We start from the raw sequence: 21,995 nt of genomic DNA, 5'->3' as shown, positions 1-21,995 counted from the left end.
GCCATGCGCCGCGTGCCAGGCGGTCACCGTTGAGACAGAGCTGCCCGATCCCGTATCGCCGCGCCTGCCGATGACACCCTGGTGTCGTGCCCAGGACTTGCAGATGGGCTATAAACAAAGGATGCCCATCCACGCCGAATCCGCTCCCCTCGCCACCCCCCTGACCACCGCTGAGGCCTACACCCGCCACCTGCCGCTGGCAGGCACCAGCAATTTCCGCGACCTGGGCGGCTACCAGGGTCTGGACGGCCGCACGGTGCGCTGGCGCAAGCTGTTCCGCTCGGACCACCTGGCCTTGCTCAGCCCCGAATCCCAGCGGCAGCTGCTGCAAGAGCTGGGTGTCGCCCGCTCGGCCGATTTTCGGGGCCTGCGCGAGCAGAGCGTGGACCACTATGCGATCGACGGCCTGCAGCACCATTCGCTGGCCATCGAGCCCACCCTGGTGCAGCGCGCCTTCAGCCTGATGCAGCAAGGCGAACGCCTGACGCCCGACCACACCGTTCTGCTGATGCAGGACACCTACCGCAGTTTTATCCACGACAATGCCGCCCCGTTCACGCAGTTCTTCGAGATGCTGCTCGACAGCGATGCGCCCATCGTCTTCCACTGCACCGCCGGCAAGGACCGCACCGGCTGGGCCGCCACCTTGCTGTTGACCACCTTGGGCGTGCCCCAGGATGTTGTGCTGCAGGATTACCTGCTGACCAACGACTACTACCACCGCCCGGCCAAGGCCGTGGCCGCTGCCGCCCAGATCCCCGATGAGGTGCTGCAGGTGCTGTGGCGCGTGCAAGAGCCTTTCCTGACCGCTGCGCTGCAGCCGGTGCTGCAGGACTACGGCAGCATTCCCAACTATGTCGAAAAGGTGCTGGGCGTGGATGCAAAGGCACAGCAAAAGCTCGCGCAGATGTATCTGGAATAATCGTTTGTTCCTTCGACCTAAGGTTCCACTGCGGGCCTCCCGCCGATGAACAATCTTCTCTCCTCCCCCCGCCCCCCGGGCGCCATCCGTTGGACACCCCGCCAGATCGCACTGGCCTGCCTGCTGGTTTTGGCCGTGCTGCTGTGCTGGCTGCCCGCTTTCCAGGCGATGGCCGACAGCTATGTGGACGACGGCCTGCAGCGGTCCCTGCTCAGCTTTGCCACGGCCCGCGCGCTGCACAGCGTGGTCTCCGTGCTGCAGGGTACCGAGCTGGCGGTGCAGCCCATGGGCGTGGGCCTGACCTTGACCCTGGGACAGGTGCTGGCGCCCATCAGCGATTTGGTGGCGCAGTTTGCCGACTGGATGCTCTGGGCCAGCATTGCCTTTGGCCTGCAAAAACTGCTGCTGTCGATGGGCGGCAGCTATGGCGTCACCGGCGTGCTTACCCTTATTGCGCTGGCCTGGCTGCTGCTGCGCTGGCGCCAGCAAACGGTGCCCACCTGGCTCAGCCGCCTGCTGGTGGTGCTGCTGTTCACCCGGCTGGTGATGCCGGTCACCATCATCGGCAGCGAGGCGCTGTTCCAGCACTTTATGGCCAGCACCTACCAGGAAAACCAAATCGCCACCGAAGGCGCCGTCGGCCAGCTGCAGCAGTTTGATGTGCGCGGCCCCGCCAAGGCGCCAGCAACGCCGAAAACGCCAGCAGACACTGCCCCGCCTGCAACGGCGCAGGCAGCGCCCGGTGACACGGCCAGCCTCTGGGAGCGCTTCAAACAATGGGGCCAGCAGGCCCAGCAATCGGCCAGCCAGACGGCCTCGGGCGTGCAGTCATTGGTGCGCAACCCCGGCGATGCGCTGCGCGATAAGCTCAGCGAGCTGCAGCAACAGCTCGACCAGCAGGTAGAGCGCTTGGTCACTTTGATGGTGGTGTTTGCACTGCAGACGCTGGTGATACCGCTGGCGCTTTTCTGGGCGCTGCTGCAGCTGTGCAAGGGCCTGCTGGCCGGCCCGCGCCAGCAGGGCTCTAGGTCGTCGAGCTGATCGACGTCGCCAAAAGCGTTATAACGCGGCGTGCCACTGCGCAATCGCTGCGCCCACCTTGGCCATCACCTCATCGCTTTGCGCGGTCGTGCGCTCGCCGCCGGTCAGGAAGGCGGTGATGATCAGGCCTTCGGAGGCGGCATTGGGCCAGGCGATCAGGCTGTCGTTGGCAGTGCTGTTGGCACCGCCACCAGTCTTGCCGCCCACCCGCCATTCAGCGGGCAGCCCTGCACGCACGCGCTTGTCGCCGGTGCGGCTGTCGGTCAGCCACTGCTGCAGCATCGCGCGGCCATAGCCCTTCAACACATCGCCTTGCAGCAGCGCCTGCAGGCTGGCCTGCATCGCACGCGGCGTCGTGGTGTCGCGGGGGTCGCCCGGCACCGCGGTGTTCAGCAGGGGCTCAATGCGGTCCAGCCGCGTGGTCTTGTCGCCCAGGGTGCGCAGCCAGGCGGTCAAGGCTTCCGGCCCACCGCTGGCGCGCAGCAGCAGGTTGGCGGCCACGTTGTCGCTCAGCACCACAATCGCCTCGCTCAGCTCCAGCAGGCTGATGCCGCCGGGCTGGTCCTTGTACTTCTCGGTCACCGGCGCATAGGGCACCATGTCGGCCGAGGTCACCAGCACCTGCTGGCCCAGGTCCAGCGCCCCGGTTTGCCCCAGGTACAGCACATGGGCCGCAAGCAAGGTCTTGAAGGTGCTGCACATCGGAAAGCGCTCATCGCTGCGGTAGCCGGCTTCGCCGCCGGTCTCGCCATCGAACGCATACACGCCCAGGCGGCCACCGCTTTGGGCTTCAATCAGGGCCAGCGCCTTGTGCAAGGCGCGGTCGGCACGGGGGTGGGCAGACTGGCGGGATGCGCAGCCGGCCAAACCCAAAAAAGAGCCGCTACCCATGACCAGGGTGGCGGCTACAAAGTGGCGTCGTTGCATGGTTTTTCTCGGTAGAGGTTGTCATCTCGGAGGATGGATAGCTACCGAGCATACCCCGGCCCAGGGCCTGGCGACACGATATGGCGCAAGCTTTGCGGCGGCCGGGCAACAGGCCCGGAACGCGCTTAGGCTTTTTCGATCTTCAGCGCGACCTCGTCGAGCAAGGCGGCGATCTTGTCGATCTGCTCGGCCGTCAGCGCCGTCTCGCCATCGCCGGCCATCTTCAGGCGCAAGGCCATCTTGAAGTTCTCAATCGCGCGCACCAGCTGCGGCGGGCGTTGGCGCGCCTCGCGGTCCTTGCCACGGGCCAGGCGCGTCAGCAGCAGCTGCAGCGCATCGGCTTGTTCGGCCAGGGCCTGCTCGCCTTCGGCGGTGATGGTGTAGCGCTTGCGGCCGCCTTCGGATTCGCTGGCCGTCGCATGGCCCATGTCCACCAGGTAGCTCAGGGTCGGGTAGATGGTGCCGGGGCTCGGCTGGTAGTCGCCGCCCACCAGCTCGCCGACGGCGCGGATCACGTCATAGCCATGGCTGGGTTGCTGGCCAAGCAAATGCAGCGCCAGCAGCTTGAGGCCACCGGCCTCAAACATGCGCTCACGCTTGTGCGCCAGGTGGCGCGCAGCGTCTGGCCCATGGCCGTGCGGGCCGTGGCCATGACCGGGACCATCGCCATGGTGGCGTGGGCCGCGACCGGGGCCTCCCTCGTCGCCCACATGGCGGCCACGGGGGCTGCAGAGGTGGGGGTGATGGTGAAAGTGGTGGTGGGGATGTGGCATCTGTGTTCCTTTACTAAGATGCATCTAAGATATATCTTTTAATCGGAGATTTCAAGCCGGTTTTTTGTAAAGATATATCTTTACTGCCGAAGCCGACATCGCCACACAGGCCGTGCATAAACGAAAAATATATAAAACATATACAATTCGCATATGTTTTATAGAGGATAGCCATGGGCATCGTCAAAATTTCCGACCCGATGCATGAAAACCTGCGGGTCGCGGGCGCGGCGTTGAGCCGTTCGATCAATGCGCAGGCCGAGCACTGGATGCGGGTGGGCATGCTGGCCGAGATGTACCCCGATATGGACCACCGAGCGATCTGCCAGGTGCTGGTGCAGGCGGAGCTGGACGGTGGCCTGGATATCCATTCGCTGGTTGCCAAGGCAAGGATGGCGGCATGAAGCACCGCATCACGCCTGTGCATACGGCCAGCGAGCTGGCCAGTGCGCGCCAGGCGGCGCAGCTGGCGGCCGAGGTGCTGGAGATGATTGCGCCCCATGTGGTGCCGGGGGTCAGCACCGCGGCGCTGGATGCCATTTGCCACGACTACATCGTGAATGTGCAAAAGGCGGTGCCGGCCAATCTGGGTTACCAGGACTACCCCAAGACCATCCTGACCTCGGTGAACCATGTCGTCTGCCACGGCATTCCGTCCGAAGACCGGATTCTGAAAAAAGGCGACATCGTCAACATCGATGTGGCTGTGATCAAGGATGGCTGGTTTGGCGATACCAGCCGCATGTACTTTGTCGGCACGCCCAGCATTCTGGCCAAACGCCTGGTCGAGACCACCTATGAGGCATTGCGCGCGGGGATTGCCCAGGTGCGGCCGGGCGCCACCCTGGGCGATATCGGCCATGCGATCGAGACGGTGGCCAAGCGCGCGGGCTTTGGTGTGGTGCGCGAGTTCTGCGGCCATGGCATTGGCGAGACCTACCACGATGCCCCCAATGTGCTGCACTACGGCAACCCGGGCGAGGGCCTGGTGCTGGAGGCCGGCATGCTGTTCACGATTGAGCCGATGCTCAATGCCGGCAAACGCCAAGTCAAAACCTTGGCCGATGGCTGGACCGTCGTGACCCAGGACCATTCGTTGTCGGCGCAGTGGGAGCATATGGTGGCGGTAACGCCCGATGGCCATGAGGTGCTGACGACCTGGCCGAATGGCACCGGCAGCTATGCGCCGGTTTAAGCCTTAAGCCTTAACTGGCTTGGTCGGCCTCGGCAGCGGGCCGGGGATCGATATCCAACACCAACCGCTCCGGCTCAACCAGCGCATCCAGGTGCTTGCAGGCCCATTTGCTCTGGCCATCGATGCCGGCCACCGTGTGGCCGTCGGCGATCACATCGCCATGCTCGACCAGGTAGACGCTGGTATTGAACACAAAGCGCGAGACTTCGGCGGGGTCTAGCTCGGAGAACAATAACTGCACATCGGGCACGCCAAAGGTCGCTCCGCCCAGGCTGTCCATCAGCATCTCGCCGGGGCGGTTGCTGATGTTGAAAAAGCGCACATTGACGACGCCGTAGTAGATAAAGCCGTCGGCATGGGCCTGCAGGTAGCGCTGCGGGTCAAGCAGGCAGCCAGCATTGGTCTGGCTGATGGCAGTGACGCCCCCGTTCTCGATCAGCACATGCATGACCGCTTGCAGAATTTCGAGCCGCTCGGGCACGGATAAGCCCCGGCCCATGAATTCGCTCACCAGCACGCAGTGCTGGCACTGGGCCAAGGCGCTTTCTTTCTCGGGCCAGTCCCAGGTTTGCTCCAGCGCGCTGGCGTAGTCCGTGGGGTCCATCGGCTCGCCCGCGCGGATGATCGCGATCTCGCTGGGCACGCCCTTTTTGTCGCTGTAATCGACGCAGTAATCGCGCAGCGCGAGCAAGATGGTGTCGCCATCTGCTACCAGGTCCACCGCGCCCAGGCGCTCGGCCAGCGCGGCACGCAGGGTCTCGCCATCCAGCATCGCGGGCTGGGCGTACAGGGCTTCAAAAGCCCACATATCGGGGGCCATGCGGGGCTCGGAGTTTGCTGGTTCCATGGTGTTGTGCGGGCGGTGCTGAAAGCCTGCATCTTGCCATGGCGCGCTCAGGCCTTGTCACCTCGGCTTTACCGAAGAGGCCTAAGATGGCGCCTCTCAGTGGAGCAAAAAATGGATAACAGCGATCTGGAATATGTAGGCTTTTGGGCGCGCGTTGGTGCGGCCTTGATCGACACCGTGGTGTTGCTGGTCATCATTACCCCAGCCTTGGTGGCCATTTATGGCTGGGAATACTTCATGGCGGACGGACTGGTAAAAGGCCCGGCCGATGTGCTGATCAGCTGGGTGCTGCCCGCTGTCGCCTGCATCTGGTTGTGGCACAAGCTGCGGGCCACGCCAGGCAAGATGCTGATCGGGGCCGAGATCGTGGACGCCGAGACGGGCGAGGCGATGAGCCTGGGCCAATCGGTCATCCGCTACCTCGGCTATTTTGTCGCCGCCTTGCCGCTGTGCCTGGGCCTCATCTGGGTCGCGTTTGACCCGCGCAAGCAGGGCTGGCACGACAAGATTGCGGGCACCGTGGTGGTGCGCCGCAAAGGTGGGCGCACCCAGCCGGTCACTTTCAAGGACCAGCGGATCGGTTAAGCCGGCCCGCGTCTGAGGCCAGCCTGAGCCTCTTAATCCAAATGGGTCAGCAGGTGCAGCCAGAAGCGCGCACGCATCTCCAGGGTGGACACCAGAATGTGCTCGTACACCGTATGTGCACCGTCGCCATCGGCGCCAAGACCGTCCAGCGATGGGACGCCCATGGCGGAGGTGAAGTTGGCATCGCTGCCGCCACCGGTGGGGGGCGCTTCTTCCAGCGCAAAGCCGGCTTCCAGGGCCGATTGCTGGGCCTTGGCCAGCAGGGCTTCGGCGCGGGCGTCCTTGACCATGGGGGGGCGGTTCACCTCGACATCGATATCCAGGGTCAGGCCTTCGCCGACAGGGCGCAGTGCGCGCATCTTGCCCACCAGCTCATCGGCGGCCTGCAGATCGGGCAGGCGGAAATCGACCACGCATTTGCAGAAGGCCGGCACGGTGTTGGTGGTGGTGCCGCCCTCGATGGTGCCTACGCTCACGGTCACGCCACGCTGGTAGTCGGTCATCGCTTCCAGCGCCAGGATCTGGTGCGCCATTTCGCGGATCGCGCTGCGGCCCTTGTCATGGGCCACGCCGGCATGCGATGCCAGGCCTTTGACTCCAAGGCGCAGCATGCCGGTGCCCTTGCGTGCGGTCACGCAGCGGCCACCGTTGGCGCGGGCAGGCTCGGCCACCAGGCAGTAGCGCGCATGGCGGGCAAAGGCCTCGATGTGCTTGCGCGATGCGTGGCTGCCGGTTTCTTCATCAGGCACGATCAGCAGGTCCACCGGCAAGGGCGTGCTGCCTGGCGTGGCCACGGCGCTCAGCGCGGTCAGCGCTAGGTAGATGCCGGCCTTCATGTCATAGCCACCGGGGCCGTAGAGGCGGTCGCCCTCGATGCGGATGGGGTTGTCGGCCAGCATGCCGATGGGGTGCACGGTGTCCGAGTGGCCCAGGATCAGCAGGCCCTCGCGGGTATCACCCTCGGCGCGGTTGGTAATGTGCAGCACCGGCAGCACCGGGCCGGGCGCATGCTTTCCTTCCGCCTGGGTCTCGATCACTGTGGCGCGCAGGCCAGCGGCAGCGGCCTGGGCGCGCATCATCTCGACCATGCGGGCGATCGAGGCGGGGTTGTTCGATGGCGACTCGCAGTGCATCCATGCCGAGATGCCGTCCACCAGTTGTTGCGTTGTTGCTTGCATCTTTGTTCCTTGGGTCTTGTCGAAAAGTGATGGGGATTGGTCAGGCGGTCACCCGGCCGGCCCAGGGGGCCAGCCAGTCCGCATCGGGCATACGCCCTTCAAACCATAAATGGGCGCAGACATGGCTCATGGCCTCGCCGTCATGGCCAATGCCTGCGACGTCATGCAGTTGCCAGGCCAGCGGAATGCCCAGCCGTGCCGACGCTTGCAGGCCGGCTGCGTAGTAGTGGTGGGCGCGGGCAAAGCGGTGCGGGCCCTGGCGCAGCGCGGCAGGCTCGGCTGGCAGGTTCGGGTCCTGGGTGTCCGTGTCGCGGTCGCCCGCCAAAATGACCAGCGGGGTGCGCAGCAGCTGGGCCAGCGCATCACCCGCCAGGCCAATGCCGGCCAGGCCTTGCGGAAAGTCCTGCTGGCTATCGGGCAAGGTGTACCAACCCGGGTTGCCCGCCGCCACACCGGCCAAGCCGGCAGCGCCCAAGGTGCTGACCAGGCGGTGCACAAACTGCCCGCCGGCCGAATGGCCAAACAGGTAAAGCGGCTGCTGGCGCAGCACCCCAGCATCGCGCAGCTGCTGGGCCAGGTTAAATACCGCCTGGTAGGCCCAGTAATCACGCGGCTGCAGGTCGCCCTCTTCGCTCCAGACGCTGCCGTTGTTGTAGCTCTCCACCCCCGGCCAATGTTGGTTGCCAAAAGTGGGCGCGATGATCTGCAAGCCATAGCGGTCCGCCGCAGGCATCCAGAAGTCGCGGTAGTCGTCGCCATTGCGCAGCACGCCATGCTGCACCAGCACCAGCGGCGCATCGGCAGCCACGCCTTCGGGGCGGTAGCAGTTCAGGGTGATCGGCAGGTAGAGCGCGCCGTCGCCGGCCTGCCAATCGATGGCAAAGCGGCCGTGCTGCTGGGTAAATCGTTGCCAGTCCATGCGGTGGTTTCCTCGGTCGTCGCGCAAGCGATCAGTCCAACAAATGGCAGGCGGTCACATGGCCGGTTGCCGTCTCGCGCAGCTGCGGCACCTCTTGCCGGCAGCGCTCCATCGCGTGCGGGCAGCGCGGGTGGAAGGTGCAGCCCGGTGGGGGGTTTAACGGCGACGGGATCTCGCCCTTGATAGGCGTGAACACCCGTTTGCGCCGTCCCACATCAGGCACCTCGGCCAGCAGCGCCTGGGTGTAGGGGTGCTGGGCCTGGCCAAAGATCTCGGCCGTGGGCGCCATCTCCACAATCTTGCCCAGATACATGATGGCCACCTTGTCGGAGATATGGCGCACCACGCCCAGGTCATGGCTGATGAACAGGTAGGTCAAGCCGCGCTGGCTGCGCAGGTCCATGAACAGGTTGATGACCTGGGCCTGGATCGACACATCGAGTGCGGCGACCGGCTCATCGCAGACCAGAAACTCGGGCGTCACCATCAGCGCACGGGCAATGCCGATGCGCTGGCGCTGGCCGCCGGATATCTGGTGCGGCAGGCGGGCGCGGTACTCGCTGGCCAGGCCCACTTCGGCCAGCGCAGCATCGATGCGGCCCGGCACCTCGGCCGCTGGTGCCAGCTTGTGCACATGCAGCGCTTCGCCCAGGATCTGGTGCAGCTTCTGGCGCGGGTTCAGCGAGGCCTGCGGGTCCTGGAACACCATTTGCACACCCAGGGTGTAGGCGAGTTGTTCCTGGCGGCCCAGCTGGCTCACATCCTGGCCCTTGTAGAGCAACTGGCCTTCGGTGGCAGGGTGCAGGCCGGCTACGACGCGGCCCAGGGTCGATTTACCGCAACCGGATTCGCCCACCAAACCCAGCACCTCGCCTTTGGCGATTTGCAGGTTGACGCCGTTGACGGCGTGCACGGTGCGCGTTTGCGCGGGTTGCCGGGCGACGGCGCCGACGATTTTCTGCAGCAGATCGGGGGAGCTGACAAAGCGCTTGTGTACATCGCGCAGCTCAATCACAGGGGGGGTCATCGCGGTCATGGGGCAGGTGCCTCCAGCGGTACAAAGCAGCGGAATGCGCGGCCGGGGATGGTAGTGACGGGCGGCTGCTCATCGACGCAACGCGGGGTGGCGCGGCTGCAGCGCGGCGCAAAGGCGCAGCCCGGCACGCGGCCCGACAGGCTAGGCGCCATGCCATTGATCTGCGACAGCCGCGCGCCCGGCGTGGCCTGGGCGGGCAGCGAACTGAGCAGGCCCTGGGTGTAGGGGTGGCGCGGTGCATCCAGCACCTCGGCGACGGTGCCGGTCTCGACAATGCGGCCGCCATACATCACCGCCACCCGGTCGGCCAGCTCGGCGATCACGCCCAGGTCGTGGGTGATCCAGATCAGCGCCGTGCCCTGGGCCTGGCAGATCTGCTGCATGCGGTAGAGGATCTGGCCCTGGATGGTGACATCCAGCGCCGTCGTGGGCTCGTCGCAGATGATCAGGTCCGGGTGGTTGAGCATCGCAATCGCAATCGCCACGCGCTGGCGCATACCGCCCGAGAACTCATGCGGGTAGCTGCGCAGGCGCTTCTCCGGCGCGGGGATGCCGACCATCGCCAGCGCCTCCACACAGCGCTGGATGGCCTGTGCCTTGGGCAACTTCTGGTGCGCGTCAATGGCTTCGAGCATTTGCTCCTCGATGCGCAGCACCGGGTTGAGCGTCATCAGCGGGTCCTGGAAGATCATCGCGATGCGGTCGCCGCGCAGCTTGCGCATGGACTCGGCCGACAGCTCGCGCAGGTCCTGGCCCTTGAACAGCACCTCGCCCTGGGTGACTTCACCGGGCGCATCGATCATGCCGAAGATGGAGAAGCCGGTGACCGATTTGCCCGAGCCGGATTCACCGACCAGGCCCAGAATTTCACCCGCCTCCAGGCGGATATCGATATCGCTGACGGCGGGCCATGCGCCCTCTTCGGTGTGGAACACCGTCTGCAGATCTTGTACTTCAAGCAAAGGGATAGTCATTACTTCCTCGGGTCCAGAGCTTCACGCAGGCGGTCGCCGATCAGGTTGATCGACAGGATCAGGGCCAACAGCGCCAGGCCGGGGAACATGCTGATCCAGTAGTCACCCGACATCAGGTACTGAAAGCCGTTGGCAATCAGCAGGCCCAGGGAGGGTTCGGTAATCGGCACACCCACGCCCAGGAAGGACAGGGTGGCTTCGAGCACGATGGCATTGGCAATCTGGATGGTGGCGAACACCATCACCGGGCCCATGCAGTTGGGCAGCAGGTGGCGGGTCATGATGCGCCAGCCGGGGAAGCCCAGGTTCTTGGCCGCCTCGATGTATTCCTTCTTGCGCTCTTGCAAGGCACGGCCGCGCATGATGCGCGCGTAATGTGCCCACTGCACCAGCACGATGGCGATCACCACCTTGTCCACCCCCCGGCCCAGAATGGCCAGCAGCACCAGCGCCACCAGGATGGTCGGAAAGCCAAGGATGAAGTCGACGATGCGCATCAGCACCGTATCGACCCAGCCGCCAAAGTAGGCTGCTACCAGGCCCACCAGGCTGCCGATGATGGTGGCGAGCACCACGGCGCTCAGGCCCACCATCAGGCTGATGCGCAGGCCATGCAGGATGGCCGAGAGCATGTCGCGGCCCTGGTCGTCCGTGCCCAGCCAGTAGGTCATGCCCGAAGCGGCTTCGGACATGGGCTTGAGGCGGCCGTCCATCAGGTCGAGCGCGCCCAGGTCATAGGGGTTTTGCGGCGACAGAAACGGCGCCAGCAGCACCACGGCCAGCAGCACGATGAGCGCGATCACCGCGCCTTTGACGGAGGGCTTGCTGCGCAGTTGCTTGAGGATGGCACGCCGCTGGGGCGTGTCTTGCAGGGGCTGGGCCCGCTTGCTGGGGTCGATGGTCATCAGGGGTTTGTCGGGCTGCATTATTGGGCCTCCTGCAGCTGTACGCGCGGATCCAGCACGGCATAGGCCAGGTCCACCAAGAGGTTGATCATCACGAAGATAAAAGTGACCAGCATCACATAGGCCACGACCACCGGGCGGTCGAGCTTGTAGATGCTGTCAATCAAAAGCTTGCCCATGCCGGGCCAGGCGAACACGGTCTCGGTGATGGTCGAGTAGGCGATCAGGGTGCCGAACTCCATGCCGATCACGGTGACCACGGGGATGAGGATGTTGCGCAGAATGTGGCGGGTCAAAATGCGGCGCTCGCTGATGCCCTTGGCGCGCGCGAACTTCACATACTCCTGGGTCTTGGCCTCCATCACGCCAGTGGCGGTGAGCCGCAGCACCAGCGCAATATTGCCCAGCGCCAGGTTGATGGCCGGCAGCATCACATGGCTCCAGCCATCGGCCGTCAGCAACGACAGCGGCACGCCCAGCACATTGACCGTGTCACCCCGGCCCGACGATGGCAGCCACTGCAGCCAGACGGCGAACATCAGGATCAGCATCATGCCCTGCCAGAAGTTGGGCAGCGAAAAGCCCAGTACCGAGCCGCCCATCAGGCCCCGGCCCAGCGGCTTGTCGTTGAAGAGGCCGGCCACCAGGCCCAGCGGAATGCCGAGCAGGCAGGTCAGGCCAATGGCGACCACCACCAGCTCAAACGTGGCTGGAAAGCGCTGCACGATCAGCTCGATCGCGGGGATGCCATGCACAAAGGAGGTGCCCAGGTCGCCTTGGAAGGCGCGGGTCAGAAAACTCCAGTACTGCAGCCAGACCGGCAGGTCCAGCCCCAGGCGCTTGATCATGACCTGGCGGTCGGCATCGCTGGCCTCGGCGCTCACCAGCAGCTCGATGGGGTCGCCCACCGCGTACACCGCCATGAACACCACCAGCGAGACCGCCAGCAGCACCAGAAAACTTTGCACCATGCGGCGCAGGATATAGACGATCACATTACGTCCTCAAAATTAGAATGCCATGCGCTGTCACCTGCATGGTTGCCGCCCTCTGTGGAGTCTGTTCATCGTGGGGCGTACAAAATCACAAAGCCCGCATGGCCCCACCACTGGAGCTGGATGCGGGCCATGCCAGGGACCGGGCCTGTCTTGCGCCCGGTGTGGCATCAGCTTTCTACTTCGGCTTGACCGACATGGCCAGCGTGTACTGGTCGCGTCGGCCTTCGTAGCTCAACCCTTTCTTGAATGCCCAGATGCTGCTCTCAAAGTGCAGCGGAATGAGGGGGACGTTGGCCAGCGCAATCTGCGTAGCCTGTTGGTAGGCGGCCTTGCGCGCATTCGCATCCATCTGCGACATGGCCGGCACAAACACCTGGTCAAACGCTGGCAGGCTAAAGCCGCCGTAGTTGCTGGTGCCCAGGCCCTTGTCCTTGTCGGTGGTGGCCACCCAGTACTGGAACAGGCCCGAGGCCTCGCCGTTCTCCGATGGCCAGCCGCCAATCGCAAAGCTGAACTCGCGCTTGGCGCGCTTGGGGAAATAGATGGCTGCGGCCTGCGCATCGACCGTGGTCTTGATCCCTATGCGCGTCAGGTACTGGGCCACTGCTTGCGCAATCTGGCCGTCGTTGATGTAGCGGTCATTGGTGGTGGTCAAGGTCAGCTCAAAGCCTTGCGGGTAGCCGGCCTCGGCCAGCAGCTTCTTGGCGGCTTCGGGGTCAAACTTGATCTCGGTGGGCTTGTCGAGGCTGCCGAACATGCCCGTGGGCATGTACTGGTTGGCGACGGTCGCCATGCCATCCATCAGCCGCTGCACGATGGCCTTGCGGTCAATCGCCATGTTGATGGCCTGGCGCACGCGCAGGTCCTGCAACGGGTTCTTGCCATCGGCGGACTTGGCAAACGGGCTTTGCGCGCGGCCGGCATCCGGCTGGAAGAAGACCAGCCGGGTGGAGGGCGTCGCGACAAAGTCGAGCTTGTTGTTCTCCTTGATGCGCGGCAGGTCGCGCGCAGCGGGGCTTTCGATGACGTCGTAGTCGCCCGACATCAGGCCCGTCAGGCGCGGGCCGGCATTGGGCACGGGCACCATCTTGACGGTCTTCCAGTGCGGCTTGGTGCCCCAGTAGCCTTCGTTGCGCTCCATCTCGATGCCGTTGCCCTTGACATAGGACTTGAGCTTGTACGGGCCGGTACCGATCGAGAGCTTGCCGGTGTTGAAATCCGCCACCGTGGGCCAGGGCGAGGTGACGCCGCAGCCCTCTTTCGGTGCAAAGCGCAGCTTGTCGAACTTGGCAATGCCGCTCCAGATGATGGGCAGCGAGCGCGCCAGCTCATTGGGCATTGTCGGGATGGGCCGCTCGCTCTTGATGATGACGGTGTAGTCATCGGGCGTCTGCACATCGCTGAAGCTCTGGGCCGGCTCCATGTAGGAGCGCGAGACATTGGTCTCGTTGTTCAGCACGCGGCACAGGGTGAACAGCACATCCTTGGAGGTGAAGGGCTCGCCATTGGAGAACTTCACGCCCTGGCGCAGTTTCAGCTCCCAGGTGTTGTCGTCCACGGCACGCCAGGACTGGGCCAGGCCGGGGATCAGCTCCATCTGCGCATTGCGGTTGATCAGCGACTCAAAGATATGGGCCGAGAACGCGTCGTTGGTGGTGACCTTGTGGTAATGCGGGTCAGCGGCGGTGGGCTCGGAAGCGAGGCCAATGGTCAGGGACTGGGCGGCAGCCATGCCCGCAGGCAGGGCCAGCGCAGCCAGGCTGGCCAGCGACAAAGGTATGCGGCGCGAGATCTTCTTGGTAGACACAGGTCGTTCCTCCTTGGTTAAAAGCCTCTGCTGCCAAGCAATGCAAATGCCATGCCACAGCAACCCATTCCATCCGCAAGCCGGGGACTGCGCCCCGGCTGCTTCCAGCGCCGCGCTTACTTCGCGGGCTTGACCGACGTGGCCAGCGTGTACTGGTCGCGGCGGCCTTCGTAGCTCAGCTCTTTCTTGAAGGCCCAGATGCTGCTTTCAAAGTGCAGCGGGATCAGCGGCACGTTGTCCAGCGCGATCTGGGTGGCCTGCTCCAGCATGGCCTTGCGCTTGGCAGGGTCCACCGTCTTGGCCGCAGGGATGTAGACCTTGTCGAAATCCGTATTGCTGAACGCGCCGTAGTTGCTGGTGCCCAGGCCCTTGGGCGAATCGGTGCTGGCCACCCACAGCTGGAACAAGCCAGATGCTTCGCCATTCTCCGAAGGCCAGCCGCCGATGGGGAAGCTGAACTCACGCTTGGCGCGCTTGGGGAAGTAGATCGACGCGGTCAGCGCATCGACCTTGGTCTTGATGCCAATGCGGGTCAGGTACTGCGCGACGGCTTGCGCAATCTGCGTGTCGTTCATGTAGCGGTCGTTGGTCGACGACAAGGTCATCTCGAAACCGTTGGGGTAACCGGCTTCGGCCAGCAGCTTCTTGGCACCTTCGGGATCGAACTTGATCTCCGGTGCTTTGGCCAGGCCGCCAAACATGCCATCGGGCATGTACTGGTAGGCGGGGGTGGCCATGCCGTCCATCAGGCGCTGCACGATGGCCTTGCGGTCGATCGCCATGTTGATGGCCTTGCGCACGCGCAGGTCCTGCAGCGGGTTCTTGCCATCGGGGGCGGTCACAAAGGGCGACTTGTCGCGGCCGATGTCAGGCTGGAAGAACACCAGGCGGGTGGAAGGCGTGGCGACAAAGGCCAGCTTCTTGTCTTCCTTGATGCGGGCCAGGTCGCGGGCAGCCGGGTTCTCGATCAGGTCGTAGTCACCGGACATCAGGCCGGTCAGGCGCGGGCCGGCATTGGGCACGGCGACCATCTTGACGGTCTGCCAGGCGGGCTTGGGGCCCCAGTAGCTGTCATTGCGCTCCAGGGTGATGGCATTGCCCTTCACATAGGACTTGAGCTTGAACGGGCCGGTGCCAATCGCCATCTTGCCACTGTTGAAGTCGGCCACCGTGGGCCAGGCACCCTTGTAGCCGCAGCCTTCCTTGGGCGCGAACTTCAGCTTGTCGTGCTTGATGATGCTGCTGGAGATGATGGGCAGGTTGCGCGCAAACTCGGCCGGGATCAGCGGCACCGGCTCGGCGGTCTTGACGATCACCGTCAGGTCATCGGGTGTCTGCACATCGGTGATCAGCTTGGTCGTATCCATGTACGACTGCGAGACATTGGTCTCGTTGTTCAAGGTGCGGCAGATGGTGAACAGCACGTCTTGCGAGGTGAAGGGCGCGCCGTTGGAGAACTTCACATCCTTGCGCAGCTTGAACTCCCAGGTCAGGTCGTCCAGGTTCTTCCACGAGGTGGCCAGTCCGGGCACCAGTTCCATGCTGGCGGTACGGCCCACCAGCGAGTCGTAGACATGCGCCGAGAACGAGTCGTTCGTCGTCATCTTGTGGTAGTGGGGATCGGCCGCGGTGGGCTCGGAGGCCAGGGCGATGGTCAGGTTTTGGGCGTGGGCTGCGCCGATCAGCGAGGCGCCCACCAGCGCCAGGGCGCGCTTGTTCAATGCGAAAGTCATGTCTGTCCTAGGGATCTGGATAAGCACTGCGGGGAAGCAGCGCTTTCGAGCCGGAAGGCGAGGCCATGGCACACCAGCGCGCGCCATCGTCCGCAGCCGGAAAGCCTGGGAATTCTCACACGAAAATTACATCGCCTAACGCCTGCGCGGCCCGCGAAAAGTGGGCATTTACCCCAAGAAAACAAGGAGATGGGCGATCTTTACCTGACATTGTTCGTGCAGCACACAATGTTATGCAAGCTGCGCAACAATGCGGTCCCTGCAGGTGGGAAAATCCAGCGCTCGTAGCCACCAGTGATGGCTACGATTTGCCTCCACCTGCCCTCTGCTTTTACGCCACCCCATCCCTATGCGCCGCCGCCTTTTATTGGCCTCCAGCCTGATCGCCGCCAGCCTGCTGGCCGCCTGCTCCTTGCTCTCCCCTCCCAGCTACACCTTGTCTGCTGCCGATATGCAGGCCATCGTGGCCAAGTCCTTCCCCCGCTCCTATCCCTTGCTGGGCCTGTTGCAGCTCGATGTGCAGGCGCCCAGCCTGCAGCTGCTGCCAGAGACCAACCGCATCCAGGCAACAATGAGCGCCGACATGTCTGGCAAAGTGCTGCCCCACCGCTTGGACGGCAGCATGGTGCTGGACTTTGCACTGCGCTACTCGCCGGCTGACCACAGCCTGCGGGCCACCCAGGTGCAAGTGCGTGCACTGCAGATGACCGGCCTACCGGAATCCATGGCCGTGATGCTGCAGGCCTATGCGCCGCGCGCGGCCGAGCATGCGATGGAGGATGTGGTGGTGCATACCTTGCGCCAGGAGGACCTGGACCGGCTGGACAAGGCGGCCGAGCTGCCTGCCACCTTCAAGGTGACCGCCGAGGGCCTGCGCATCGACTTTGTGAAGCCCCAGGACGCGAAGTAGGCCGACAGGCCCGCGCCCGATCTGCTTTATGCTGCTGGCAGGGCGCACACCTGCAAGCCGCCTGCATATCGTCTGGAGATCCCCAATGAGCACCCTCGCCGATTTCAGTATTACCCGCAAATGGCCGGCCACCCGGCCCGATCTGCTGCAGCTGTATTCGCTGCCTACGCCCAATGGCGTCAAGGTCTCCATCCTGCTCGAAGAGCTGGGCATGCCGTATGAAGTGCACAAGATCAACTTCGACAGCCATGACCAGACCTCGCCCGAGTTTGTCGGCACTTTCCCGAACAACAAGATCCCGGCCATCATCGACCCCAATGGCCCGGGCGGCCAGGCGATTGCACTGTTCGAGTCCGGCGCCATCATGGTCTACCTGGCCGAGAAGACCGGCATGTTCCTGCCGCAGGACCCTGCGCTGCGTTACGAAACCCTGCAGTGGCTGATGTTCCAGATGGGCGGCATCGGGCCCATGTTTGGCCAGGTCGGTTTCTTCAACATCTTTGCCGGCAAGGATTTTGAAGACAAGCGCCCTCTGACCCGCTATGTGGATGAATCCAAGCGCCTGCTGACCGTCCTGAACAAGCACCTGGCCGGCAAGGAATGGGTGGCTGGCGATACCTACACCATTGCCGACATGGCTATCTTCCCCTGGATCCGCAACATGATCGTGCGCTACAACGCCGAGGCGCTGATCGGCTGGGGTCAGTACCCGGAAGTCAGCCGCGTGCTCAGCCACTGGCTGCAGCGCCCCGCCGTGCAACGGGGTTTGCTGATCCCCTGATTTGCTGAATTTTTAAGCAAAAAATGCCAGCCCGAGGGCTGGCATTTTGCTGTGTAGCAGACGCTTAAACGGCTGCGCTCACGATGATTTCGACCAGCAACTCTGGACGCGCCAGCTTGGCTTCGCAGGTTGCGCGGGTCGGCATATTGGCCTTGTCGGCCCATTCGCCCCAGACCTGGTTCATACCGGCGAAATCCTTGTCGATGTCCTTGAGCCAGATCTGCACGGTCAGCAGGCGCGCCTTGCTAGTGCCGGCTGTTTTCAAGTAGCCGTCGATCTTGGCCAGCACGTCGCGGGTCTGGGCGCCAATGTCGCCCGAGATATCACCAGCGGTCACGCCAGCCACATAGACCACGCCGCCGTGCACGACGATGCGGCTGAGGCGTTCATTGCTGTCGATACGTTGGATGTCGTTGCTCATCATTTACTCCCTGAGATAAAAATACGACCGCTGCAGCTAAGCAGTAGCAAAGCGGTCTACACGAAACGCCGAAATCGGCAAGCTGCTGGTGCCCTGGGTCACCAGCTCGGCCACAATGCAGCCGGTAATCGGACTGAGCTCAAAGCCATGGGCAGAGAAGCCAAAGGCATGCACGAGGTTATCAGCACGGGCGCTCGGGCTGATGACAGGAATCTCATCGGGCATAAAGCCCTCGATACCCGTCCAGGCCCGCGCAATGCTCACATCGCGCAGATGCGGAAACAGGTCGATCACCGTCTGCGCGCTCTTGGGCATGCGGTTGAGGTCGACCATTGCATGGCGCTGGCTAGCATCGGCCTCGCAGCGCAGGCCGCCACCAATCACCACCGTGCCATTGTCAAACTGCTTGAACGACAGCGGCCGGCCCATCGCCCCCAGCACGGGTTTGACAAACGGCGCCACACGCTGGGTCACCATCAGCATCAGGCCCCCCGCCACCATCGGCACCGTGTCGCCCACCTGCGCGGCAAAATCGGCTGCCCAGGCGCCCGCAGTGTTGACCAGCCAGGGCGCATGGAACACGCCCTGCGCGGTGCTGGCCTGCCACATGCCGCTCTGGTGGTCCACCCGCAGCACAGGCGCCTGCTCGACGATCTGCACGCCCAGTTTTTCTGCCGCCAGCCGGTAGGCCGTGGCCACCTTGTAGGGCAGCGCGTAGCCATCGCGGTCGGCCCAGATGCCGCCCACCACATGGGGCGAGATGCTGGGCACCAGCTCGCGCACCTGCTGCTGGTCCACCCATTGCTCATGGAAGAAGCCCAGGCCGTTGAGCATGGCCACACGCGCCTTGGCCTTTATTTCATCGGCCTCGCTCTCAGCTACCTGCAGGTGGCCCGAGGGCACAAAGCCACCATCGCTGCCGATGATGTCGGCCAGGCCATGCCAGAGCTGCTCACGCGCGGCGAGGGCCAGCGGAATCTCGGCCACATGCCGGCCCAAGGTGCGCACGCCACCGGCATTGACGCCGGAGGCATGGCGGCCGCAGTACTCGGCCTCCAGCAGGCGAACGCTGAGGCCTGCCTTGGCCAGCTGGAAGGCGCTGGAGAGGCCTTGCAGGCCGCCCCCGATCACCAGCACATCGCTGCTGCCCGATGCCGGGCTGGCTATGCCGGCCATGTCACACGCCTGCGGCCAACTGGGCCAGCGACAGCGATTTGAGCGGCGGACGGATGCGGTAGTAGCCGACGTCCTGCGGCGGCAGCTTGGCCTCCTTGGCGATGATCTCGGTCACCGTCAAACCGCATTGGCGGCCCTGGCAGGGGCCCATGCCACAGCGGCTGAAGGACTTGGTCTGGTTCGGGCCCACGCAGCCCAGCTGCACCTGCTCACGGATGGCGCCTGCGGTCACCTCTTCGCAACGACACACCACTACGTCATCGGCCGGAATACGGAACTCGTCCTTGGGCCGGTACTGCTGGTTCAGGAAGGGACGGATACGCAGGTGCTGCGCGATCTGGGCGCGCTGCTGCGCACCGTCTTCGCTCGCGCCAAAACCCAGGCTGTTGGCCACGCCGATGCCGGCCAGCGCACCCTGCATCTCGGCCACCAGCGCACCGCCAATGCCGGCGCCGTCACCAGCGATATAGATGCCCGGCAAGCTGGTCTGGCCCCAGCTATCCAGCACAGGCACCCAGCACAGCTGTTCATCGTCCCACTGGTGCTCGGCCCGCAAGGACCAGGACACCTGGGTATTGGGCACCACGCCCTGGTGCAGCATCACCAGTTCACAGTCGATCTGCTGGGCGCGGCCCGCACTGCTAAAGCTGACCTGCCGCACCGCGTCTTCGCCATCGATGCGCAAGCCGCCCACATCCTTGAAGAAGGGAATGCCAGCCGACTTGATCTCGCGCAGCAGGCCCAGGCCCTTGCGCACATAGCCCCAACCGGCCAGCAAGGACGTGGCATGGCTGATCGCCAGACGCCAGTCGGTGCCGGCAGAGGTGTCGAGCACGGCGCGGATCTCAACGCCCGCACGCAGGTACTGCGCCGCCAGCAAATAGAGCAAGGGGCCGCAGCCCGCCAGCACCACCGGCACCTGGGGCACGACGGCGGCGTTCTTCAGCAGGATCTGGCCGGCGCCGGCGGTCATCACACCGGGGAGGGTCCAGCCCGGCACGGGGAAGGGCCGCTCCATCGCGCCGGTGGCAATCACCAGCGACTTGGTCTCAATGCGGGTGGTGCGGTCGTTGCGCAGCACATGCACGGTCTTGTCGGGGTCGATCTGCCAGACCGAGGCACCCGCCCAGTGGGCGAGGCCGCTGGCGCGGATCTGCTCGGCCAGCGATTTGCCGTAGACATAGTCCGCGCCGAGGATGCGCTCGCGCTGGGCATCGGTCTCGGTGATGCTGCGGTAGATCTGGCCGCCCACCTTGGGTTGCTCGTCGAGCAGCAGCACATCCAGGCCGCGCCGCTTGGCCGCCAGGGCTGCGGCCATACCGGCCGGGCCTGCGCCAATGACGACCAGGTCACGCACCTGGCTGGGCGCATCGTTCAAAGGGATGGCGGGATTAGACATGCTTGGCCTCCTGCGCGTCCAGCAGGCTGGGCGCCGCTTGCATGGTGGTCACTTCCATGCCGTCTTTCGGGGTGATCAGGCAGGCCTGCTGGTTGGGCCGGCCATTGACGTCGACCATGCACTCAAAGCACACGCCCATCATGCAGTAAGGCGCGCGCGCGCCCTGGCCCACGGGGGAGACACGCACCGCAGTAATGCCGGCGGCCAACAGGCCGGCCGCCAGGCTGCTGGCGGACGACATGGGCACCACGGCGCCATTGACCAGCACCGACACCATGGCCGAGGCCCCGGCGCTGTGGCCAGGGAGGTATTTGAAAAGGGCTTTAGATGCCATAAGGTTTCACTTCCGTTTCTGGCGTAAATCGGGTCGCCGGGAATGCATCGATAGCGGCTGGGCGCAGGCCGTTAGCCACCCAGGGGGCTATGCAATAGACGTGCTGGGCCGCCAGGGTGACGCCGCTGTGGCAGGTCACCGCAAAGGCGCCGGGATGGCTCTCGGACTCCTGGTACATCGGAAAGCCATCGGGCGACATCACCCGCAGCGCCGCCCAGGTGCGCACCACGCGGGCGTTGGCCAGCAGCGGGAAGCACTTGACGGCACGCGCCGCAATCTTGGCGTTCTCCGGCACGCGCACCATGTCGTCAAAGCCCAGCTCCTGCATCGAGTCGCCGATCTGCACCGTGCCCTCATCGGTCTGGCGCACATAGTTGGTGGGGTGCGGCAAAAACGGCTGCACCCGCTCGGTGATGAACACCTGGCCCTTGTTGGGCCGCACCGGCACAAACATGCCAACCATGGCCGACAGCTGTTGCGTGGCATGGCCGGCGGCAATCACGATGCGCGGCGCCTGCCAGGCACGCCCGCCGGCGCTGACGTGGAAGATGCCGCCTTCCTTGCGGATCGCATCGACCTGCATGCGGTTGTGGATGCTGGCGCCTTTGGCGATATTGGCGCTGTAGAGCGCGCGCAGCAGCTTCAAGGGGTTGCAGTGGCCGTCCATCATCGAATGGGTGGCGCCCACCACCTCGGGGCCCAGGCCTGGCAGGTACTCGGCGGCCTCGTCGCGGCTCAGCACGGTTGCGCGGTAGGCGGGGTCGCCCACTTCGGTCTCCAGCCACTGCAGCTTGGCCACGCGCTGGGCCAGTTCTTCTTCGCTCAGGCAGATGTGCAGGCCGCCGGGCTGCATCAGCTCGACATCGATGCCGGTCTGCGCCTGCAGCTCATCGCGCAGCGCAGGCCACTGGCGGGCGGAGCCAAAGCTCCAGCGGGCGTAGTCCGCCATGCCATAGCCCTTGCCCTGCACCCAGACCAGGCCGAAGTTGCCGCGTGAGGGGCGGATGGTGTCGTCCGCACCATCGAGGATCGTGACCGACAGGCCCTGGCGCAGCAGCCCGTAAGCCACGGAACTGCCGACCAAGCCTCCCCCAATCACGATGACATCGCTGCTATGTGTGTTGTTATTCATTT

The 21,995-nt window shown here is 64.5% G+C and carries 23 protein-coding genes; 7 read left to right on the top strand and 16 right to left on the bottom strand.

Going from position 1 to position 21,995, the window contains the following annotated elements; translation table 11 throughout:
• The first annotated feature begins 121 nt into the window (after positions 1–121).
• Together HS961_RS03450 and HS961_RS03445 are read left to right on the top strand one after the other, a co-directional pair.
• Complete coding sequence (locus HS961_RS03450) at positions 122–922, top strand: tyrosine-protein phosphatase (RefSeq protein ID WP_182326387.1); 801 nt, start codon at positions 122–124, stop codon at positions 920–922.
• Positions 923–967: 45 nt separating this feature from the next.
• Positions 968–1,963: a hypothetical protein gene (locus tag HS961_RS03445; RefSeq protein WP_182326386.1), complete on the top strand. Its 996-nt coding sequence runs from the start codon at positions 968–970 to the stop codon at positions 1,961–1,963.
• 18 nt (positions 1,964–1,981) lie between these two features.
• On the opposite strand, the gene bla is transcribed toward HS961_RS03445, so the two are convergent.
• Together bla and HS961_RS03435 are read right to left on the bottom strand one after the other, a co-directional pair.
• Entirely contained in the window at positions 1,982–2,890 is a 909-nt protein-coding gene (bla, locus tag HS961_RS03440; RefSeq protein WP_182326385.1) for a class A beta-lactamase, read from the bottom strand.
• Between the two features lie 125 nt (positions 2,891–3,015).
• Positions 3,016–3,663: a PadR family transcriptional regulator gene (locus HS961_RS03435; protein WP_182326384.1), complete on the bottom strand. Its 648-nt coding sequence runs from the start codon at positions 3,661–3,663 to the stop codon at positions 3,016–3,018.
• A gap of 173 nt (positions 3,664–3,836) precedes the next feature.
• On the opposite strand from HS961_RS03435, the gene HS961_RS03430 reads away from it, so the two are divergent.
• Both HS961_RS03430 and map read left to right on the top strand, forming a co-directional pair.
• Entirely contained in the window at positions 3,837–4,067 is a 231-nt protein-coding gene (locus tag HS961_RS03430) for a ParD-like family protein (RefSeq protein WP_182326383.1), read from the top strand.
• A complete protein-coding gene (map, locus tag HS961_RS03425) occupies positions 4,064–4,858 on the top strand; it encodes a type I methionyl aminopeptidase (RefSeq protein ID WP_182326382.1) in 795 nt (264 codons plus the stop codon). Before HS961_RS03430 ends, map begins: the two co-directional genes overlap by 4 nt.
• A 10-nt stretch (positions 4,859–4,868) precedes the next feature.
• Here map and HS961_RS03420 read toward each other — a convergent pair whose 3' ends face one another.
• Positions 4,869–5,705: a DUF4261 domain-containing protein gene (locus HS961_RS03420; protein WP_182326381.1), complete on the bottom strand. Its 837-nt coding sequence runs from the start codon at positions 5,703–5,705 to the stop codon at positions 4,869–4,871.
• 111 nt (positions 5,706–5,816) lie between these two features.
• On the opposite strand from HS961_RS03420, the gene HS961_RS03415 reads away from it, so the two are divergent.
• Complete coding sequence (locus tag HS961_RS03415) at positions 5,817–6,290, top strand: RDD family protein (protein WP_182326380.1); 474 nt, start codon at positions 5,817–5,819, stop codon at positions 6,288–6,290.
• Positions 6,291–6,322: 32 nt separating this feature from the next.
• Here HS961_RS03415 and HS961_RS03410 read toward each other — a convergent pair whose 3' ends face one another.
• The 8 genes from HS961_RS03410 to HS961_RS03375 form a co-directional block, all read right to left on the bottom strand.
• Positions 6,323–7,468 (bottom strand): M20 family metallopeptidase, encoded by a 1,146-nt coding sequence (locus tag HS961_RS03410; RefSeq protein WP_182326379.1) that lies wholly within the window; start codon positions 7,466–7,468, stop codon positions 6,323–6,325.
• Positions 7,469–7,508: 40 nt separating this feature from the next.
• Positions 7,509–8,387 carry an alpha/beta hydrolase gene (locus HS961_RS03405; protein WP_182326378.1) on the bottom strand — a complete coding sequence of 293 codons (879 nt, stop codon included), beginning with the start codon at positions 8,385–8,387 and terminating at the stop codon, positions 7,509–7,511.
• Between the two features lie 31 nt (positions 8,388–8,418).
• On the bottom strand, positions 8,419–9,423 hold the full coding sequence (locus tag HS961_RS03400) for an ABC transporter ATP-binding protein (protein ID WP_182326377.1): 1,005 nt from the start codon (positions 9,421–9,423) through the stop codon (positions 8,419–8,421).
• Positions 9,420–10,397 (bottom strand): ABC transporter ATP-binding protein, encoded by a 978-nt coding sequence (locus HS961_RS03395; protein WP_182326376.1) that lies wholly within the window; start codon positions 10,395–10,397, stop codon positions 9,420–9,422. The genes HS961_RS03400 and HS961_RS03395 overlap by 4 nt, the downstream gene beginning before the upstream one ends.
• Positions 10,397–11,323 carry an ABC transporter permease gene (locus HS961_RS03390; RefSeq protein ID WP_238347772.1) on the bottom strand — a complete coding sequence of 309 codons (927 nt, stop codon included), beginning with the start codon at positions 11,321–11,323 and terminating at the stop codon, positions 10,397–10,399. The genes HS961_RS03395 and HS961_RS03390 overlap by 1 nt, the downstream gene beginning before the upstream one ends.
• Entirely contained in the window at positions 11,323–12,297 is a 975-nt protein-coding gene (locus tag HS961_RS03385) for an ABC transporter permease (RefSeq protein ID WP_182326375.1), read from the bottom strand. The genes HS961_RS03390 and HS961_RS03385 overlap by 1 nt, the downstream gene beginning before the upstream one ends.
• A gap of 178 nt (positions 12,298–12,475) precedes the next feature.
• Positions 12,476–14,032, bottom strand: a complete 1,557-nt coding sequence (locus HS961_RS03380) for an ABC transporter substrate-binding protein (protein ID WP_182328103.1) — start codon at positions 14,030–14,032, stop codon at positions 12,476–12,478.
• 191 nt (positions 14,033–14,223) lie between these two features.
• Positions 14,224–15,840 carry an ABC transporter substrate-binding protein gene (locus tag HS961_RS03375; protein ID WP_182326374.1) on the bottom strand — a complete coding sequence of 539 codons (1,617 nt, stop codon included), beginning with the start codon at positions 15,838–15,840 and terminating at the stop codon, positions 14,224–14,226.
• A gap of 349 nt (positions 15,841–16,189) precedes the next feature.
• On the opposite strand from HS961_RS03375, the gene HS961_RS03370 reads away from it, so the two are divergent.
• Complete coding sequence (locus tag HS961_RS03370) at positions 16,190–16,750, top strand: DUF1439 domain-containing protein (protein WP_182326373.1); 561 nt, start codon at positions 16,190–16,192, stop codon at positions 16,748–16,750.
• Positions 16,751–16,835: 85 nt separating this feature from the next.
• The gene (locus HS961_RS03365) at positions 16,836–17,531 is read left to right on the top strand and encodes a glutathione S-transferase N-terminal domain-containing protein (RefSeq protein WP_182326372.1); all 696 of its coding nucleotides are present in this window, start codon (positions 16,836–16,838) and stop codon (positions 17,529–17,531) included.
• A 64-nt stretch (positions 17,532–17,595) separates the two neighbouring features.
• Here HS961_RS03365 and HS961_RS03360 read toward each other — a convergent pair whose 3' ends face one another.
• The 5 genes from HS961_RS03360 to HS961_RS03340 are packed head-to-tail and all read right to left on the bottom strand — an operon-like array spanning position 17,596 to position 21,993.
• Positions 17,596–17,952 carry a RidA family protein gene (locus tag HS961_RS03360; protein ID WP_027011185.1) on the bottom strand — a complete coding sequence of 119 codons (357 nt, stop codon included), beginning with the start codon at positions 17,950–17,952 and terminating at the stop codon, positions 17,596–17,598.
• 36 nt (positions 17,953–17,988) lie between these two features.
• Positions 17,989–19,128: an NAD(P)/FAD-dependent oxidoreductase gene (locus HS961_RS03355; protein ID WP_182326371.1), complete on the bottom strand. Its 1,140-nt coding sequence runs from the start codon at positions 19,126–19,128 to the stop codon at positions 17,989–17,991.
• A 1-nt stretch (position 19,129) separates the two neighbouring features.
• The gene (locus tag HS961_RS03350; RefSeq protein WP_182326370.1) at positions 19,130–20,527 is read right to left on the bottom strand and encodes an NAD(P)/FAD-dependent oxidoreductase; all 1,398 of its coding nucleotides are present in this window, start codon (positions 20,525–20,527) and stop codon (positions 19,130–19,132) included.
• Positions 20,520–20,861 (bottom strand): (2Fe-2S)-binding protein, encoded by a 342-nt coding sequence (locus tag HS961_RS03345; protein ID WP_238347771.1) that lies wholly within the window; start codon positions 20,859–20,861, stop codon positions 20,520–20,522. The genes HS961_RS03350 and HS961_RS03345 overlap by 8 nt, the downstream gene beginning before the upstream one ends.
• Positions 20,851–21,993, bottom strand: coding sequence for an NAD(P)/FAD-dependent oxidoreductase (locus HS961_RS03340; RefSeq protein WP_182326369.1), 1,143 nt, complete (start codon positions 21,991–21,993; stop codon positions 20,851–20,853). Before HS961_RS03340 ends, HS961_RS03345 begins: the two co-directional genes overlap by 11 nt.
• Between the last annotated feature and the right edge of the window lie 2 nt (positions 21,994–21,995).

The organism is Comamonas piscis (genome assembly GCF_014109725.1).
Lineage (GTDB): Bacteria > Pseudomonadota > Gammaproteobacteria > Burkholderiales > Burkholderiaceae_C > Comamonas > Comamonas piscis.
Note: the sequence above shows the minus strand (reverse complement) of the source record. Positions and strands in the feature narration are given on the sequence as shown.

What these genes read in the sequence shown, in the direction of transcription:
- HS961_RS03445 (WP_182326386.1), top strand. Translation starts at nt 968, where the DNA reads ATGAACAATCTTCTCTCCTCCCCCCGCCCCCCGGGCGCCATCCGTTGG.
- HS961_RS03370 (WP_182326373.1), top strand. Translation starts at nt 16,190, where the DNA reads ATGCGCCGCCGCCTTTTATTGGCCTCCAGCCTGATCGCCGCCAGCCTG.
- HS961_RS03395 (WP_182326376.1), bottom strand. Translation starts at nt 10,397, where the DNA reads ATGACTATCCCTTTGCTTGAAGTACAAGATCTGCAGACGGTGTTCCAC.
- HS961_RS03345 (WP_238347771.1), bottom strand. Translation starts at nt 20,861, where the DNA reads ATGGCATCTAAAGCCCTTTTCAAATACCTCCCTGGCCACAGCGCCGGG.
- HS961_RS03435 (WP_182326384.1), bottom strand. Translation starts at nt 3,663, where the DNA reads ATGCCACATCCCCACCACCACTTTCACCATCACCCCCACCTCTGCAGC.
- HS961_RS03450 (WP_182326387.1), top strand. Translation starts at nt 122, where the DNA reads ATGCCCATCCACGCCGAATCCGCTCCCCTCGCCACCCCCCTGACCACC.
- HS961_RS03355 (WP_182326371.1), bottom strand. Translation starts at nt 19,128, where the DNA reads ATGGCCGGCATAGCCAGCCCGGCATCGGGCAGCAGCGATGTGCTGGTG.
- HS961_RS03360 (WP_027011185.1), bottom strand. Translation starts at nt 17,952, where the DNA reads ATGAGCAACGACATCCAACGTATCGACAGCAATGAACGCCTCAGCCGC.
- HS961_RS03410 (WP_182326379.1), bottom strand. Translation starts at nt 7,468, where the DNA reads ATGCAAGCAACAACGCAACAACTGGTGGACGGCATCTCGGCATGGATG.
- HS961_RS03430 (WP_182326383.1), top strand. Translation starts at nt 3,837, where the DNA reads ATGGGCATCGTCAAAATTTCCGACCCGATGCATGAAAACCTGCGGGTC.
- HS961_RS03400 (WP_182326377.1), bottom strand. Translation starts at nt 9,423, where the DNA reads ATGACCGCGATGACCCCCCCTGTGATTGAGCTGCGCGATGTACACAAG.
- HS961_RS03365 (WP_182326372.1), top strand. Translation starts at nt 16,836, where the DNA reads ATGAGCACCCTCGCCGATTTCAGTATTACCCGCAAATGGCCGGCCACC.
- HS961_RS03340 (WP_182326369.1), bottom strand. Translation starts at nt 21,993, where the DNA reads ATGAATAACAACACACATAGCAGCGATGTCATCGTGATTGGGGGAGGC.
- HS961_RS03375 (WP_182326374.1), bottom strand. Translation starts at nt 15,840, where the DNA reads ATGACTTTCGCATTGAACAAGCGCGCCCTGGCGCTGGTGGGCGCCTCG.
- HS961_RS03350 (WP_182326370.1), bottom strand. Translation starts at nt 20,527, where the DNA reads ATGTCTAATCCCGCCATCCCTTTGAACGATGCGCCCAGCCAGGTGCGT.
- HS961_RS03380 (WP_182328103.1), bottom strand. Translation starts at nt 14,032, where the DNA reads ATGGCTGCCGCCCAGTCCCTGACCATTGGCCTCGCTTCCGAGCCCACC.
- HS961_RS03420 (WP_182326381.1), bottom strand. Translation starts at nt 5,705, where the DNA reads ATGGAACCAGCAAACTCCGAGCCCCGCATGGCCCCCGATATGTGGGCT.
- HS961_RS03415 (WP_182326380.1), top strand. Translation starts at nt 5,817, where the DNA reads ATGGATAACAGCGATCTGGAATATGTAGGCTTTTGGGCGCGCGTTGGT.
- HS961_RS03405 (WP_182326378.1), bottom strand. Translation starts at nt 8,387, where the DNA reads ATGGACTGGCAACGATTTACCCAGCAGCACGGCCGCTTTGCCATCGAT.
- bla (WP_182326385.1), bottom strand. Translation starts at nt 2,890, where the DNA reads ATGCAACGACGCCACTTTGTAGCCGCCACCCTGGTCATGGGTAGCGGC.
- map (WP_182326382.1), top strand. Translation starts at nt 4,064, where the DNA reads ATGAAGCACCGCATCACGCCTGTGCATACGGCCAGCGAGCTGGCCAGT.
- HS961_RS03390 (WP_238347772.1), bottom strand. Translation starts at nt 11,323, where the DNA reads ATGCAGCCCGACAAACCCCTGATGACCATCGACCCCAGCAAGCGGGCC.